Genomic DNA, 16,570 nt, shown 5'->3' with positions numbered 1-16,570 from the left:
TAGCGATGATTGTCTCAATTGGGTTTAAATCGTTCTATTTAGTTTAGATACCAAAGAATAAACTCAGATTCTGCAAGATGCGATGTCTACAACAGGCTATTCGGCCTTGCACTTATGCATCTCTGATATAAATCAGCCCTGAGTAGTATCTAAGTTAAACCTCTATTTGGCTGAAACTATGCAGTAGTAAAACTTTCAGCATCAAAAAGCCAAAATGTTATCACTTCTCTACTAGACTTTGGTTTAGTTTATATATTAAACTACACTAAGTCGATAAGAATAGTGGGTTTTTATGGAAAGCGTCCAAAACGTCAGCCATGAGTTGAATGTAGCCGGAGACACAACTCTGGAGGACTTACAACAGTCAACTCCAAAAGAGTTCAAAAAAGACATTTTCAAAAAACTCAGAGGTGGGTTCTTTTTAGTACTGGGATATTTATTGTCACCACTATGTTGGTGGAATGATTTACTATTTAACTTGCCAATAGCTTATGGTTTTGGGTATGCATGTAGTTTACTTTCCCCAAAATTACTTCTACCTTGTTCAATTATAGGATACTGGCTCTCTAATATTGTGGGAATTCTCTTGATGCAATTCGGTTCTAAAGACATTTTTCAAAAAGAACCTCAAGAGCATAACCTGAAAAAAGAATTAATCACGGGTCTAATTTCTTCAACAGCTTATACCCTGTTGATTATGCTATTGATCCAGTTGAAGATTCTCGATTCTCCCATTTTATTCGCCAACGGTTAATTTAGTTGCTCACGTTTCTACAAATGAATCGATTGTAGGGATGCATAGATGTGCATCCCTATGTATTTATAGTAAATATTTCGTTAAAAAGAATCTCAATTTTTATCAAATTTTAAAATTTCACTTAAATTCAACAATTTGGGAGCCTCCTTACTGACAATTAATGGTAGCTTACCATTCCATTTTTCTATTGCTTGTCTTTGCAGAATTTCGGGAGTTAAACCATCACGTAATAATCTGTGCGCTTCAGCCTCTCCTTTTGCTAAATTAACTTTTACCTCAGCTTGTTTTGTTGCTTTCAACGCGATAAACTCTGCTTGTTTTGCTTCTTGTTCAGCAATCTGCTTCGCCTCCACCGCCTCACCAAATCTTTCTGAAAAATGGACATGAACTAGAGAAATATCATCAACTGCAACGTGATAGCTACCTAGTCGTGTGGATAATGCATCATCTACTCCACCTTTCACTTCTCCTCGTTTAGTAATAATTTCTTCAGCAGTATACTTTGCCATTACTGCTTTTAGTACTTCTTCAACTGCTGGGTTAATAATCCGAATAACTACATCTTGTTCATCTCCAATTTCTTGAAAAATGGCATTTGCTTGCTGGGGAATAATATGCCAATTAAGAGCTACATCAGTGAAAACATTTTGTAAATCTTTGGAAGAAGCCTCAGCCGAAATTTCCTGCTTTTGGACTCTAATACTCAACTTTTTCACAGTATTAACTACAGGAATAATTAAGTGCAGTCCTTCTCCTAATATCTGGTTTTGCACTTCGCCAAATTTCATCAATACACCACGTTCACCTGCATTTACAATCACACAAGGCGTGAGGAAGAGAGTTATTAGGAACAAAAGAGCAGTCAGTTTACCGGCACTGTTAAAAGTTGTATTTTTTTTCATCTGTGTGAAACATGTATGCGTCTGGCATAGAGACACATATTTAGGAGTTGTAAGCTTCTTCTGGTCATCCTGTTATAACTTTGGCTCTAAGTCAATTTTCATATTACTCTAGACAAGGTAACAAATCAGTATTACCAATAAGTAGCAAGTCTCTGAATGAGCGGTTAATGTGTTCAATGTACAGGTATCTAAATCAGCCACAACTGTATACTTTACTACCCAATTTTGGACATAGTAAAGGTTAAGGTAGCTTTATGTTTACATAAATTACTGTAATAATATCGTAAAACCGTAGTATTTGAAAAGGTAAGTTTGCCCTTAATTGAGTAAAGTAGCAGGCCCACACTGTTAATAATCAAAAAACGTGCCCAGATGCTTCTCCAAGGATAAAGAATATGATCGTTGAAGAAATTTGTCAGGAAGCAACGGGAGCAGCAATAACAGTTTTTGAAGGTTATACACTAGAGGCTCTTTACAAAAAATGGATGGAAGTGCAACACTCCCAACGCATGTATTACATTTAACCGATTTTTTTGTTTACCAAACTCATCAGTTGCTTATCCAAGCCGATGAGGTAATCTCTACCGTAAGCTCCATTCTCTAAACCTGTAACAAGATGATTGGGAATGTCTTGTGTAATTTCTTCGCTACAAGAACCAGCAGCCAGGGCGATCGCAGCTACTGTATCCACATCTCCTGTAAAAGCGATACAATCTCGTAAAAGTTCGCTCATACTGTCATTTCTCATCACCGCAATAATCGCAGCCCTGACACTCATCCAGCCTTTGGACTTTACTTTACCTTCCCACGGTTTAGACCACTCCCCAGATACATAACCTTCTAGAAACTGTCCTAATTTGCGTTTTGCTCCGAATCGATAGATAAAATAATCTGACATTAAAGCAGCCGCAACGGCAGCATTGATTCCATCAGGTGTATTGTGGGTAATTGCCGCTTGAATTGTTGTCGCTTGAATGACTTTCTCTGGTGTAGGATAAATACCTATGGGCGCTGCACGCATTGCTGCCCCACTTTTATCGCTGTCAGAGCGAATTTTGATTAAAAACTCTAGCCCATCCTGAATTTCTACTAAAAAATGGTAGAAGTTTCTAGCATAGCCCTCTCTGGGGTCGCGTTTAAAGGCTCTAACAAAGCTATCAGCTAAAACTTCTGCCGTCCAAGGCGCTTGAGCAACAATCACTTCCGTAATGGCAATGCTCATCTGCGTATCATCGGTGTAGCTACCAGGATTGAGTCGAAAACGTGGATGTTCGACGTATCGACTCAAATCATTGTTAACAATTATCTCGTCAGCATATTCAAAGCCTGCACCGTAGGCATCTGCAATCGCTAACTCTAGCAGCATATTCGTATTAAATTAAAAACGGACGCGCCAGAAAAAAGCTAGAAACTGATTTAGCATCTACCAGCTCTCCCTCCAGAATAGCTTTCTCTAATTCTTCGGGAGTCAAAAACACAGTTTCGATATCCTCGTCTCCATCTTGTGGTGGTGGTGTTTCCAGCTTTTCTAAATCTCGCGCCAGAAAAGCATAGATAATTTCATCAGAATAGCCGGGAGCTAAGAAAAATTCGCCTAATTTGTCCCATTTTTTGGCACTATAGCCAGTTTCTTCTTCGATTTCACGCTGTATCGTCTCTAAAGGTTCTTCATTTACTTCCACTGTTCCCGCCGGAAATTCTAATATCCGTCCCTGAATTGCAAAACGATACTGGCGCACGAGTACAAGTTTACCCTCTGGCGTCATCGGCACAGCTAGAGCGCCACCAGGGTGACGAATACATTCCCATTCTCCTTCTGATTTATTAGGCAAACGCAAGCGATTAACTTCAAAATCAAATTTGCGTCCTTTATAAAACAGGCGTTGTTTTAGTAATTGTGGTAATTCTCTACCTAATGGCATAATAAAATCTGATTATCTGTGAATACAGAGGTGAAATCAGCGTTCTTCTGCGTTTAAGGATGGTATCTTTAATTGCCCATCAATAAATGTACATCAGAACAGTCTACCTCTTTCACCAGTTCTTTAATAACATACCCGGATACTGGTTCTATCCAATCTGGGGCAATTTCTGCCAGTGGTACTAACACAAAGGCCCGATCCCGCATTCGTGGATGCGGAATCTGGAGATTTGGTGTATCCACAACAAAGTCATCAAATAATAACAAATCTAAATCCAGGATTCTTGGCCCCCAGCGTTCCTGACGCACACGCCCAAATTGTTGTTCAATTCCTAACAAAATTTCTAATAACTGCTGGGCTGTGATTTCTACCTGCAAGGTGACGCAGCCATTTAGGTAATCTGGCTGTGGTGGCCCCACAGCTTTGGTTTGATACCATTTGGATCTGGCTTCTAAGAGAATACCTGGCGTTTGGGCTAAAGTTTCTATCGCTGCTTCTAAAATTTTTTGTGAATCGCCGATATTACTACCAAGGGCAACGGCGCTTTTTCTTGGCTTTGCTTCGGCGTAGCTTGCCGCAGGCATCGCGCTCTCCTTAAGTAAGCTGTTTTCGGGGATACTTCGGTACACTTATTCCAGAAAATGCCAATAATTTTTCTATTCCGAATAGTTATCAAAGTTGCAATTTTTTTACAAAACTAAATTAACCAAATCTAAAAAACATTATTTTATAGTTAATTTAGTTAATTATTTATAGGATATTATACTAACACAATGGTGGTGAACTAACCCCAAAGTTGATTGATGGTGGTTATTATAGTTACTACTTTGAGCGAGGAACTGACATGGGGAAGCTTACCTCCTGGTTCAAGCGAAGACCAACTAATTTGAGTGACTCTGGACAAGGAGGAACAAATGAGAGCTTACCAGCAGCACATTTGGCGCAGGCGAGGCAGTTACTGAGCAAATGAAAATTTTACCATCTAGGATGAAGGGCAATCAGGCAACTCGTGGGAAACCACTCTATCGTCGCATCTGGTTTTGGGCAGGCTTGGGTTTAGGTGGTGGGATAGTTGGCTTGATCTACGGTATCAGTTTAATAGATCGGACTTTGCCAAATCAGGCGGAGTTGAATGCCGTGGTTAGAGAGCAAACACTCACCATCAAAGCTGTCGATGGAACGATATTACAACAACAAGGTGAAACGGGCAGAGAACAGCTAAAGCTGGAACAAATACCAGATAATTTAAAAAAAGCTTTCATCGCCTCAGAAGATAGAAGATTTAAGCAACACAACGGATTTGATCCACAAGGGATTGCCAGAGCGGGTTTTAATAATTTGCGATCGCAAGGTGTAGTCGAAGGTGCTAGCACCATCACCCAACAGCTAGCGCGGATTCTGTTTTTGAAACAAGAACAGACAATCTGGCGCAAACTCAAAGAAATTCGCTTAGCACAAAAAATGGAGCATGAATTAACCAAAGATCAGATTTTAGAGCGTTACTTAAATCTGGTTTATTTGGGAGGTGGAGCTTATGGTGTAGCAGATGCATCCTGGGTATACTTTAGTAAAACGCCAGACCAGCTTTCTTTAGCCCAAATGGCAACGATTGCTGGATTAGCCCCTGCTCCTAGCTTATACGCTCCAGACAAGAATCCCGAAGCGGCAAAACGGCGGCGAGACTTGGTATTGCAACGGATGCAAGAAGATAAAATAATTACGCAAGAACAAAGGCAGGCAGCAGTCCAAGAACCACTGACTCTTAAAAGCAGTTTACCCAAGCGACTAGAAGTAGAATCACCCTACTTTACCAGCTACATCCAAAAAGAATTGCCGAAGTATGTTTCTGCTAATGTACTAAAAAGTGAGGGATTAGTAGTAGAAACCACGCTGAACCCGACTTGGCAGAAAGTCGCAGAAGAGGCGGTTGCTAAAACGCTGCGAAATCAAGGACGCTGGGAGAACTTTAAGCAAGGAGCAATGGTAGCCATTGACCCCCGCAACGGTGAAATTAAGGCAATGGTTGGGGGAAAAGATTTTGGTAAAAACCAGTTTAATCGGGTTACTCAGGCACAACGACAGCCAGGATCGACATTTAAAGGGTTTGTATATGCTACTGCGATCGCTAGCGGTAAAAGCCCCTACGATAGCTATGAGGATGCACCCTTTGTCGTAGATGGCTATGAACCGAAAAACTATGCTGAAAACTTCCACGGTTCGATGAATATCCGAGATGCTCTCACCCGCTCTATCAATATCATTGCGGTAAAGGTGTTGATTGATGTGGGATTTGCACCAACGATTAAAGTTGCCCATGATATGGGGATAAAATCTGAACTCAAGCCCACCTACTCCTTAGCCCTTGGCTCAAATGAAGTCAATCTGCTGGAATTGACCAGTGCCTATGGGAGTTTTGCAACTCAAGGATTGCATACAGAGCCTCATGGTATTACTCGCATCCTCAACCGCCAAGGCAAGGTGATCTGGTCAGCTAATTTCAAATCAAAACGGGCCCTTGACGCTGACAGTGCCGCCATCATGACTTGGATGCTACGCAACGTCGTGGAAGCGGGGACTGGTGGTGCTGCCCAATTAGATAATAGACCAGTTGCTGGCAAGACCGGCACCTCTGACGAAGCCCGCGATTTATGGTTTATTGGCTACATTCCCCAGATGGTGACAGGGGTCTGGCTAGGTAACGATGATAACCATCCCACAGACGGCAGCAGTGGTAGTGCCGCTTACACTTGGCACGAATTTATGGAAAAAGCGGTAGAGGGGATGCCTGTAGAAAAGTTTCCCAAACGACCCAAGTTAGAAGGTCGCAAAGGCACCATCAAAGCCCAGGCCATCAAGCCCAAACAAGTGCTGAATCGTTCTATTGACTCTGATGATGACTCAGAACAGGAAAGTTCTAGGGAAAGTTCTAGGGAAAGTTCTAGAAATTCTAATTCTGAAGATAGTGGTTCATCAAGGAGACGTAGAAGCAGAAGGAGATATTCTCAAGAAGAACAGCAATCGAGCGATTCTACCCCAAGACGGAGAAGGCGCGATCGCACCGAAGAATCAAGTTCCAATAACTCTTCCTCAGAATCATCTCGTCCACGGCGGCGATCTAGAAGAGTAGAATCTGATTCTTCTTCTCCACCGCCTCGAAGAAGTCGGCGATCTTTCTCTCCGGCAAATAGTTCCGGTTCTTCTGGTTCTTCATCACCACAGCCATCCTGGCGGGATAAACTTAGACCTTCTAATGAATGAAGAGTAGGCATCGGGCATTGGTTATTCTCCTTGTCTGTTTTGTCCTCCTCATCTTCCCCGGTTCCCCAGCTCCCTTTGCCCCTCTCCCCTTTCAGCTTTTCTATGCAATATGAAGTTGCAAAAACTAAACTCTGGGGGGATGTTAAGTGATACGCTCATTTTATAGTGTGTCAAGTAGTGTTACTTAAGATTGGAGAATATACTCATGCATATATTCATGCAGGCAGCAGATTCTGTTGCAACAGGTGGTGGTCAGTTTCCTTTAGCTTTCACCTTGGTGTATGTCGTTGGTTTTATTGCTGCTGTAAGCATTGGTTCAATAGCTTGGTACAACTCGAAACGTCCCGCAGGTTGGGAAAGCAAAGAGCGTCCTGATTTTGTGCCTAAAGTTGATAAAGAAGAAACTCCGGGTCTGGGCGATCCGAAGTCATAATTTAGTCATTAGTCATTAGTCATTAGTTATTAGTCATTAGTTATTAGACTATGAACTTTTGACTATGATTAATTTTGCACGTCAACCCAACGGCGGTAAAGCTTTTGAATTTGTTTAAGAAGTGCAGTATGAGCTGGTTGAGTTGAATCATTCGCCTTGGCTATATCCTGCAATTGGGTCAGGAGTCTGGCTTCTTCGACAGCAACTTCACCATCGCTATAAATTAAGCCACTGATGGCTTCAATTAGATTTTCACAATCTTCGAGACTGGGGCGATCGCCTAAATACTCCTGCACCCAGTCATAGCATTCTTTTGGTTGTACAGGAACAAATTCATACAACCAAGGCTTAATTTCTGGATCGTTAGCCAAACCTTTTGCTTGAGCTATTTCGCGGAGATATTGCCGTTCTTCTGGTTGGATTCTGCCATCGATCCAGGCGGCTCCAATCAGGATTTTAACTAAGTTTTTGACATTGTCAGGGGTAACCATTGCTGCCTCCTCTGGTAGATTCAGGCCTCCACCAAATCGTACAATCCTAAACAGTATTCATTCGGAATTATTGGTTTTTCTTAAGCGCACCATAAAAAAGCCATCCATGTCCTGTCTATGGGGCCAAACTTTAAACCAACCTTGAGGGGTGCTATATGCAGAATTAAGCAACTCAAAGCCCCTTGGAGACTCAATTTGCCAATCGGGTGACTCAGCTAAAAATGCCGAAATCACTTCTTCGTTTTCTGCTGGATGCAATGTACAAGTGGCATAAACTAGTACACCACCAGGCTTGACAAAAGTTGATGTATGTGTTAGTAATTCTTTTTGCAGCACCGAAAGTTCTCGGACAGATTCTGGTGTCTGTCGCCAACGAGCATCAGCATGACGGTGCATGGTTCCCAAACCAGAACATGGAGCATCCAATAATACGCGGTCTGCGGTGTTTTGAAATTGGTTGAAGTGGCGACTGTCACCAGTGTAAATTTGAATAGATTGTAAATTTAGCCGTTGAGAATTTTCTTGGAGTTTGCGAAGACGAGAAGCAGTGCGATCGCAAGCCCAAATTTTACCCTTATCCGCCATTAACTCAGCGATGTGGGTTGTTTTACCACCTGGTGCAGCACAAGCATCAATTACCACCTCACCTGGTTGGGGGTCGAGCAAATGACTTACCAATTGGGCGCTACTATCTTGTACAGTCCACCAACCTTCTTTGAAACCAGGTAGTTTTTGAATTGACCCACTATTACCAATCAATCGTAAAGCTTGGGGTAAATCAGAAATCCGTGTCACCAAAATACCAACAGATTGCAAAGCCGTCTCAACTTCTTCAATGGAAGTGCGAAGTGGGTTGATACGCAAGTCGATTGTTGGTGATTGGTTCATCCATTTACACAGTTGTTCTGTCTCAGCCAAACCCAGTTGTTCTAACCAGACTTGAATAATCCAGTCAGGAAAGCTGTGTAAAATACCCAAGCGTTCCACTGGGTTTTCTGGAAGTTGTAGCGGATCAAAATGGGGGACTGGGGACTGGGAACTGGGGACTGGGGAGTGGGGGAGTAACAATGAGTTTTTCTCCTCTGCGCCTCTGCTCCCCTGCCCCCCTGCTCCCCCTGCTTTTCTAAGATACTCGCGTAATAGACCGTTAACAAAACCTGTGAGTCCAGAAAAACCGTTTTCTTTAGCGAGTTGGACGGTGGTATTAACAGCAGCTGAGGCGGGAATACGCTCTTGATAGCGCAGTTGATAGAAACCCAGATGTAAGATGGTGCGGAGGTCTTGTGGTTGTTGGTGAGATTTCTTTTTAGCGAGTTGATCGATGAGAGTATCAAGAGTGCGCTGCCTTCTGACGCTCCCATAAACCAATTCTGTCAGTAGGCGGCGATCGTTATCAGCCAAATTAACTTTTTGCAGTACTCTATCTAGGGCAACATCAGCATAAGCCCCCTTGTGAACATCTCGCAGAGCGATAAAAGCTAGTTGACGGGGGTTTGTCATGGAAAAATGATTCAGGAGTCAGGAGGCTTTTGTATTTTAACTCCCAACTCTGCCAATTTTAGATTTTAGATTTTCAATTTTGGATTCAAGAAAAATCTAAAATCAAAAATTGAATAGCTCCTAACTCTATCAATTTTAGATTTGGAATTTAAATTGAAGGAAAAATCTAAAATCCAAAATCTAAAATTGAATAACTTCTAACTTTCCTATCGAGGCATATACGGGTCTACACTGGCGATTTCAAGCTCACATGCTCTAGAAACCTGTTCTGCTGGTAATTTACCAAAGCTGATTAATGGTAAATAAGTGGGGTTAGCCATCAATTCTTTTGCTAATAAGAACCCAGTAATTGTCCAAGTTTGATATTTCCTAGCTTGTTTGCCAATTAGTCGCCCTTTCTTACCGTCGTAATATTCTGGCCATTCATCTGTACTGAGGCGTCCTTGGGCAGTTTCAATAGCCTTTTGTGCAAGACTTATTCTGTTAGTTTTTACTGCCGCCGCCGCTAACATCCACATTAAAACTGGCCAACTACCAGCATTATGATACGACCAGGGGATATTTTTGGGGTCACATCCAGTTACAATTCTATATTCTTCATGTTCTAAAGCTGGGAAACAAATTTTCATTGGCATATCTCCCACCAAATCATCCCATCGTTCTTCAATGAGAGTCATAATCGCTTGTGATTGTTCTTCGGTAGCTAAGTCTGAAATAATTGCCATTAAGTTTCCAAGTGAAAAGAAGCGAGTATCTAACTGCGACGGCCCGACATTACCTGCTAGATAACCACCTTTTTTTGGCAGCCACTTATCTAATTCATAATAGGGAACAGAATCTACATATATGTTGAACAGATTAACAGCACCCTTACCATATTCTTCACTTTTGAAGCGATAAATTGCATTCAGGCGATTAATATCTATCCAATAATGCTGGCGAATATGAGCACATAAAAGAGGCAAACGGTTATCAATGGCTGCAACAACATCGGAATTTCCTTGACAAATTAGCAGTTCACGAGATGCACGCAATGCCGTATAAAACAGAACTTGTAATTCTATAGGATGCCCATAAATGCCCATACGACGGTCAATCATACAAGCACCATCTGGAACCAACAGCGTTGGGTACATATCAAAACGATTCGCCAAGCAGATTTCCATGATTAACCTGATACCATTTTGGAATTCAGGTTGATAGGCTAGAGAAAAATCTTCTGTGGCTACTACATAAGCACGCAACAAAATAATCCACCATAGGCAAGAATCTACGGGTGTAACTCTAGCGATCGCATGTTCACCAAAATCAGCCTCTAAATATTCTTGTCCATTTTCTGATACAACTTTAAAGCTAGCTGGAATTAATCCTCGTCCCGGTTTATAGGCATCTAATGCCTTTTCTTTAGGCTGTAACTTTAAGGTTTCTTCTAAGAAATTACGAACAATATCTGTTCTACCTTTGATCAGAAAAATTAGACCGGCAGAGACAAAATCCCTAACAAAGCACTGATCATAATTGAGCGCCGCTACAGATGCATCATAAGCGGCTACCGTACCAACAGGGCGTCCTTGATAGTAGAGAATTGATTTTTCTAGTGTTTGCCACGCTTGTTCCACTTCTTTTAGATTTTCAGTAGTTTCCAATTCGTTTAAGTGCATCGCCAGAATAACTCCATTTGGATTGTGAATTTGTGGTAGATGCGTCTTCATTTATTATTTTTGCTATTCTCAGCATAACAAAAACGATTCTTTGAATAGCAAATATAATTTACAGAAAAATTAATCAATTAACAATGAATAAATATGCTGACATTTATGCAGCTTTATTGCTAGTTAATTTGCTTATAATCGATTACTCTTTTGATTAATTATAGTTGTTGTTCTTCACCACAAGCAGTAACATTATTCTTAAAAACAGTCACACAAGATATATTTTTAGATTATTTATTGTTCCCTTTCATGTCCGGAATCTTTGCTTTACCAAACAAAAACATATCTTCAGTGGTGTTTAGAGTTCGTGTGAAGTGAAAACTGGTTGCAGTGTATTTACTTGAACAGAATTAGTTTTTGACACTAAGAAGTCAGATAATTCTCCTATAAACTAATAATTTATAACGTTTTTTCAGAATATGCAAGGTATGTGCTTAAAAAAGTTAAGATGTCAATACTTCTGAAGAGTTATATATTTTACACTACTGACATTTGTGAGCGTTTAACTGCTCCTGGAATTCTTTATAAGCTTGATTAATTGCTTGCATTGAGGCTTTTGCGATGGCAGAACTGTTGACATCAGGATGATACAATCTTGCTAATCGAAGGTAGGCAAGTTTGACATCTTTGGGATGATCGCTCTGATTTACACCCAAGACTTCCCACCATTCCCCAGATAGCACAGAGTCGAGAGTAAATTTATCAAAGCTTTGCATTTGACTCCAAATCTTGATGCTTCCGCCATTACCGCCACTTACCAGCGTCTTGCCATCAGAACTGAAAGCAACAGGACTACAGCCAGAGAGAGTTTGTAGTAGTTCCCCAGTCTGGAGGTTCCAAAGTTTGATAATACCGTCTCTGCTGGCACTGGCGAGGGTTTTACCATCGGGGCTGATGGCAACAGACAAAACCGCCGTTGAGTGTCCAGTCAGAGTGGAGAGTAATTTTCCAGTTTGGAGATTCCACAGCTTTATTGTGGCGTCTGTGCTACCACTAATAAGAGTTTGACTGTTAAAACTGATGTCAACTGTATTTACTGCTCCTAAATGTTCAGTGAGAATGTAGCGCTGTTGCCAAGTTTTGACATCCCAAAGCCTAATAGTTTTATCAGCACTACTGCTTGCAAGAATTTTACCATCTGGACTGATGGTAACAGACAAAACTGCATCTGAATGTCCATTCAAAGTGCGTTTTATTGTTCCCGTGTAGCGTCCCCAAATTCTAATCGTCTTATCGGCACTACCACTAGCAAGAATTGCCCCATCAGGACTGTAGGCAATCGAGTTAACAAAAGCATTATGACTATAAGCGGAGTTTAAATAAAAGAATGTATAGTGAAATTTTTTTGTGTCCATCTGCCAAGTGCTGATTTTGCAATCAACACTACCACTTGCAATCTGCTGTCCATCAGGACTGATAGCAACAGATAAAACTGCTTCTGCTTGTCCAGAGAACGTGTAAAGCCATTTACCTGTTTTCAAGTTCCACAGATAAACTTGTCTGTCATCACTGCCACTGATTAAGGTAGTACCATTAGGACTGATTGCGATCGCATTAACTGCCGCTAAGTGACTTTTGAGTGTGCGTACACATCGCCAGGTTTCAGGTAGCTGGGTTGTCAGAGATATTCTTTCTGCTTCAATATTGGGAGTAGAAGGTTTAGGGGTAACAAATTCTGATTTTTTCTTTAATTGAGTTTTGAGCGCCTGTAACTCATCCTCAACTTCCAAAACAGCAAATTTTTGGTTGAGATCCTCACCAGATAAAAATGCTTCTAATTCCATCACTGCTTCGGAATAGTAGTCCATCAGCAACACTTTCTCTTCCATCCGCTCAAAAAGCTGTGCTGGAGTTTCGCTAATTTCAGATTCGTTTAACAGTTTGGCAATACCATAGGCGGCGAGTCCAACTACTGCACCAATTCCCGCCATTGGTACTGCACCAATCCCAAATGCCAGCCCTACTTTAGGTGCGATTAAACCCATACCACCGACGACGCTATAAACACCAGCACCGCCGACTGCACCAATTCCCATTGTAGCGAAAGCAGCTGCATCTCCCTGTGCTATGGCTTTAAAAACGCCGTAAGCAGCTGCACCAGCCACAGCGCCAGCACCGACTACAGGAGTTGTACCAATGCCGACTGCACCAAATCCGCCTGCTAGTCCCATCCCGCCTACGGTTGCAGAAACACCAACGCCTGTTAGGGTTCCGCTTGCAATAAATGCTGCGCCTGTTTTAGAGTTTTGTGTCATTGCCTAATGTTTTCTTGATATTTTCTAGAGTCATCAGGTTTTGTCTGAGTACAGCTACTGTTGCTTCCTGCTGCTGAAGCTGAGTTTGAAGAGTAAGCGCAATTTTGTTTTGAACTTTTTTCTTGAGTACAGCTTTAATAGCTAAATTATCATCATTATTTTTCAAAGCTATATGAGCTTTTCTATTCCAGAATTTAACTTCTTCTTGAGCTTTGTCATAATCTTTCTGGATACATTCTTTATTTTCAACAGCAGTGTTGACAGCTTCTTTTGTCTTGCAAATAGCCTCTGCTAATGTTGCTTTAGTATCCTTTTTATCCGTAGATTGACCTTGCAGTTTAAGTTGTGGTGATATTTCATCTTTAAGCCGTTTTAATTCCTCGTCAGTGTCTTCAAAGTTGAGCAAAATCTCCTCATGAAAATCATTGGGCTGTGAAACCACTTTTGAACTGGCTTCAATCTGTAAAACTTTCTCTTCCATACGCTCGAAAACACCCATATAAATATTGGTGTTAGGATTGCTAAGTAATACTTCATTCTGTGTTTCAGAAATCTTGCTCTCCCAAGAAGCCAAGTTACGTTTAATGTTATCTACTTGTGGTGTTTGCTCGTCTACAAGGTTTTTCAGTCTGCTAGCTATTGCTTGGTAGCGTTCCTTCTGGAATTGTGCATGACGAGCTAAATCCTCACGACCTTCTTTCAATGCAAGTTGATATCGCCGTACCCATTTATCAGCTTCAGTTTGAGCTTGTTCGTAATCTCGTTGAGCAATTTTTTGGGCTGCACTGGCGCTAGCTGTTGCTGTACGTAACTTTTTTAGAGCGTGCTGCGCTGAGTTAGTTTGGTCGTCGAGTCCCATAAGTTTATCTGAGTAGCCTTATCACCCAGAGCGTAGACTGATTAATACTGTTGCGTCTTCGGAAAAATTACTTAAGCCTTGACATTTGCTTTTAATGCTACGTCAGAAAAGTCTCAGTACAATATTTCATTAATTCGTAGCGAAATAAATTAGGCAAAACTCTGCGTTACTTTGCATTTCTATGCGTTTAAAAACATTATGTTTTACGTACTCATTACCAAATAATCGTAACTAATCCTGATGCGATTATATTTGAGTCACAAGTTAATAATTGCACTTCATCACCTTTTCCTGCTAAAACTAGCGCAGTTGCAGCAATTTGTTTATCGTGCATTTCATTAATAGCAGATAAGCTTATGGTTATTTCAATTACATCTTTGTCAAGTGGATAAATTACCACACGGGGGTCAGCTTCAACTGCTGAAAGCAAATTCTTGGCAGAAGGAATAGATGTTCTTCCTCTCTCAACAATCCAAACAGCTTCGGCTAATGTTGTAGCTGGTATAACTAACTGGGAATCAGGATTAGAAAGAATAGCATTGGCATTAGCATCTAACCGCGAATTTCCTTCGACAAACCAGATGAGTGCATGAGTATCAATCACGTACTTCATAATTACCTATGACCAGTCTAAGCCGTCTTCGGTATCTCCATGAAATTCAGTAATTTGAAAATCTTTTTCTGTTGATTGTTTATTCCCAGAAAACATACCAAGTCGCATTATCTGCTTTTGATTTTGAGTATTTTTTTGCTCTAAAAAAGTTACAATAACACGGCTTTGTGATACATCAGATGGTAATTATGAAAGTTGTATATTCCCGTTCTTATACACTCCTTCAATGGATTGCAACATTAGTATTTACCAAATTTGTACTCATATAAATTATAAAGTTAATACTAAAAAGATGCCGATTTGCTTAAAAACATCAAATTTTGGGGCTGCACTGGCGCTAGCTGCTGCTGTGTGTTGCTTCCCCATGTTCTTTGCTTATCTTCCAAAACACGCAGAGCTAATGCTTGAACTCTAGCAACTGCTTGTTCCTTTGTCTGCCCGTAAGTCAGTACACCAGGAAAATCAATCACTTCAGCTTATTGCGTCTATCCTCTTCTTGTTCAATCTCTATCGTCAAGTTCATAGCCAGTGAAGGTATTGTAATAAAAGCGATTCCTGGATAACAACAAAAAATTTATATGACCTCAGTTTCTCGTCACAAAAAAGCCAGAGCCTTAAAACCTACCAGCCGCCGCCCTGCGAAAGAACTCTGTAGCGAGTGCGGACTATGCGATACATACTATATTCACTATGTCAAGGAAGCCTGCGCTTTTATTAATCAGCAAATAGGCGAACTTGAAGAAGAAACGCACACGCGATCGCGCCATCTCGACAATCCTGATGAACTGTACTTTGGTGTTCACCAAGATATGATGGCGGCGCGGAAACAACAGCCCATCGAAGGCGCACAATGGACGGGTATTGTTAGCAGCATTGCGATTGAAATGCTCAATCGCGGCTTAGTTGAAGGTGTCGTCTGTGTGCAAAATACCAAAGAAGACCGCTTTCAACCCATGCCGATCATCGCCCGTACCCCAGAAGAAATACTAGCAGCGCGGGTAAATAAACCAACTCTTTCCCCGAACCTTTCTGTGTTGGAACAGATAGAAAAATCGGGGATGAAGCGGCTATTAGTAATTGGTGTTGGTTGTCAAATCCAGGCGCTACGAGCCGTAGAAAAACAACTTGGTTTAGAAAAGCTGTATGTTTTGGGTACGCCCTGCGTAGATAATGTAAACCGCGCCGGACTGCAAAAATTCTTAGAAACCACCAGCCGATCGCCTGATACAGTTGTGCATTACGAATTTATGCAAGACTTTCGGGTTCACTTCAAACATGAGGATGGCTCATCTGAAACAGTGCCTTTCTTTGGCTTGAAGACAAACCAACTTAAAGATGTGTTTGCCCCATCCTGTATGAGTTGCTTTGATTACGTCAACTCCCTAGCCGATTTAGTCGTTGGCTACATGGGCGCACCCTTCGGCTGGCAATGGATTGTAGTTAGAAATGACACAGGTAAGGAAATGCTGGATTTGGTGAAAGACCAGTTAGACACTCAACCAGTGATGTCTAAAGGCAACCGCAAGGAAGCTGTACAGCAAAGTATTCCTGCTTACGATAAAGGCGTTACCCTCCCGATGTGGGCAGCAAAACTGATGGGTGTGGTTATCGAAAAAATCGGCCCCAAGGGTTTAGAATATGCACGGTTTTCGATTGATTCTCACTTTACTCGGAATTATTTGTATGTGAAGCGAAATTATGCAGAAAAATTAGAGGCGCACGTTCCAGAGTTTGCCAAGCGTATTGTTGGGCAATATAAATTACCAGAATAAAAATTGGGCATTGGGACTGGGGACTGGGGACACTTCGACAAGCTCAGTGCATCGCTGGGGACTGGGAAGAAGGAATAAAGGTGTACTGAGTTTTTT

Annotated in this window: 15 protein-coding genes and 1 pseudogene; 5 read left to right on the top strand and 11 right to left on the bottom strand. The window is 41.4% G+C overall.

Annotated elements, in window-relative coordinates:
• The first annotated feature begins 292 nt into the window (after nucleotides 1-292).
• A complete protein-coding gene (locus ACFFAP_RS08465) occupies nucleotides 293-754 on the top strand; it encodes a hypothetical protein (RefSeq protein WP_375510806.1) in 462 nt (153 codons plus the stop codon).
• A gap of 95 nt (nucleotides 755-849) precedes the next feature.
• On the opposite strand, the gene ACFFAP_RS08460 is transcribed toward ACFFAP_RS08465, so the two are convergent.
• Complete coding sequence (locus ACFFAP_RS08460; protein ID WP_375510805.1) at nucleotides 850-1,659, bottom strand: prohibitin family protein; 810 nt, start codon at nucleotides 1,657-1,659, stop codon at nucleotides 850-852.
• 395 nt (nucleotides 1,660-2,054) lie between these two features.
• Here ACFFAP_RS08460 and ACFFAP_RS08455 point away from each other — a divergent pair, with 395 nt between their 5' ends.
• Nucleotides 2,055-2,183 carry a hypothetical protein gene (locus tag ACFFAP_RS08455; protein WP_375510804.1) on the top strand — a complete coding sequence of 43 codons (129 nt, stop codon included), beginning with the start codon at nucleotides 2,055-2,057 and terminating at the stop codon, nucleotides 2,181-2,183.
• Here the strand turns inward: ACFFAP_RS08455 and ACFFAP_RS08450 are convergent.
• The 3 genes from ACFFAP_RS08450 to folK form a co-directional block, all read right to left on the bottom strand.
• Nucleotides 2,180-3,025, bottom strand: a complete 846-nt coding sequence (locus tag ACFFAP_RS08450; protein WP_375510803.1) for an ADP-ribosylglycohydrolase family protein — start codon at nucleotides 3,023-3,025, stop codon at nucleotides 2,180-2,182. The genes ACFFAP_RS08455 and ACFFAP_RS08450 overlap by 4 nt on opposite strands.
• Before the next feature lie 7 nt (nucleotides 3,026-3,032).
• Nucleotides 3,033-3,581, bottom strand: a complete 549-nt coding sequence (locus ACFFAP_RS08445; RefSeq protein WP_375510802.1) for an NUDIX hydrolase — start codon at nucleotides 3,579-3,581, stop codon at nucleotides 3,033-3,035.
• Nucleotides 3,582-3,649: 68 nt separating this feature from the next.
• A complete protein-coding gene (gene folK / locus ACFFAP_RS08440) occupies nucleotides 3,650-4,165 on the bottom strand; it encodes a 2-amino-4-hydroxy-6-hydroxymethyldihydropteridine diphosphokinase (RefSeq protein ID WP_375510801.1) in 516 nt (171 codons plus the stop codon).
• 260 nt (nucleotides 4,166-4,425) lie between these two features.
• Here folK and ACFFAP_RS08435 point away from each other — a divergent pair.
• Nucleotides 4,426-6,839 (top strand): annotated as a pseudogene (locus ACFFAP_RS08435) (transglycosylase domain-containing protein).
• A gap of 205 nt (nucleotides 6,840-7,044) precedes the next feature.
• Complete coding sequence (gene psb35 / locus ACFFAP_RS08430; RefSeq protein ID WP_375510800.1) at nucleotides 7,045-7,272, top strand: photosystem II assembly protein Psb35; 228 nt, start codon at nucleotides 7,045-7,047, stop codon at nucleotides 7,270-7,272.
• 68 nt (nucleotides 7,273-7,340) lie between these two features.
• On the opposite strand, the gene ACFFAP_RS08425 is transcribed toward psb35, so the two are convergent.
• From ACFFAP_RS08425 to ACFFAP_RS08395, 7 genes are all read right to left on the bottom strand, one after another.
• Nucleotides 7,341-7,763, bottom strand: a complete 423-nt coding sequence (locus tag ACFFAP_RS08425; protein WP_375510799.1) for a TerB family tellurite resistance protein — start codon at nucleotides 7,761-7,763, stop codon at nucleotides 7,341-7,343.
• A 57-nt stretch (nucleotides 7,764-7,820) separates the two neighbouring features.
• On the bottom strand, nucleotides 7,821-9,263 hold the full coding sequence (locus tag ACFFAP_RS08420) for a 16S rRNA (cytosine(967)-C(5))-methyltransferase (RefSeq protein WP_375510798.1): 1,443 nt from the start codon (nucleotides 9,261-9,263) through the stop codon (nucleotides 7,821-7,823).
• Nucleotides 9,264-9,469: 206 nt separating this feature from the next.
• A complete protein-coding gene (locus ACFFAP_RS08415) occupies nucleotides 9,470-10,924 on the bottom strand; it encodes a glycoside hydrolase 100 family protein (protein WP_375510827.1) in 1,455 nt (484 codons plus the stop codon).
• Nucleotides 10,925-11,457: 533 nt separating this feature from the next.
• Nucleotides 11,458-13,230, bottom strand: coding sequence for a DnaJ domain-containing protein (locus tag ACFFAP_RS08410; protein WP_375510797.1), 1,773 nt, complete (start codon nucleotides 13,228-13,230; stop codon nucleotides 11,458-11,460).
• Complete coding sequence (locus ACFFAP_RS08405; RefSeq protein WP_375510796.1) at nucleotides 13,214-14,089, bottom strand: PspA/IM30 family protein; 876 nt, start codon at nucleotides 14,087-14,089, stop codon at nucleotides 13,214-13,216. Before ACFFAP_RS08405 ends, ACFFAP_RS08410 begins: the two co-directional genes overlap by 17 nt.
• Before the next feature lie 214 nt (nucleotides 14,090-14,303).
• Nucleotides 14,304-14,702 (bottom strand): type II toxin-antitoxin system VapC family toxin, encoded by a 399-nt coding sequence (locus tag ACFFAP_RS08400; RefSeq protein ID WP_375510795.1) that lies wholly within the window; start codon nucleotides 14,700-14,702, stop codon nucleotides 14,304-14,306.
• Between the two features lie 284 nt (nucleotides 14,703-14,986).
• On the bottom strand, nucleotides 14,987-15,172 hold the full coding sequence (locus tag ACFFAP_RS08395; protein WP_375510794.1) for a hypothetical protein: 186 nt from the start codon (nucleotides 15,170-15,172) through the stop codon (nucleotides 14,987-14,989).
• Nucleotides 15,173-15,280: 108 nt separating this feature from the next.
• On the opposite strand from ACFFAP_RS08395, the gene ACFFAP_RS08390 reads away from it, so the two are divergent.
• Nucleotides 15,281-16,474 carry a Coenzyme F420 hydrogenase/dehydrogenase, beta subunit C-terminal domain gene (locus tag ACFFAP_RS08390; protein WP_375510793.1) on the top strand — a complete coding sequence of 398 codons (1,194 nt, stop codon included), beginning with the start codon at nucleotides 15,281-15,283 and terminating at the stop codon, nucleotides 16,472-16,474.
• The last annotated feature ends 96 nt before the right edge of the window (nucleotides 16,475-16,570 follow it).

Source organism: uncultured Nostoc sp., assembly GCF_964245575.1.
Taxonomy (GTDB): Bacteria; Cyanobacteriota; Cyanobacteriia; order Cyanobacteriales; family Nostocaceae; genus Nostoc.
This window is presented reverse-complemented; position numbering and strand designations above follow the sequence as displayed.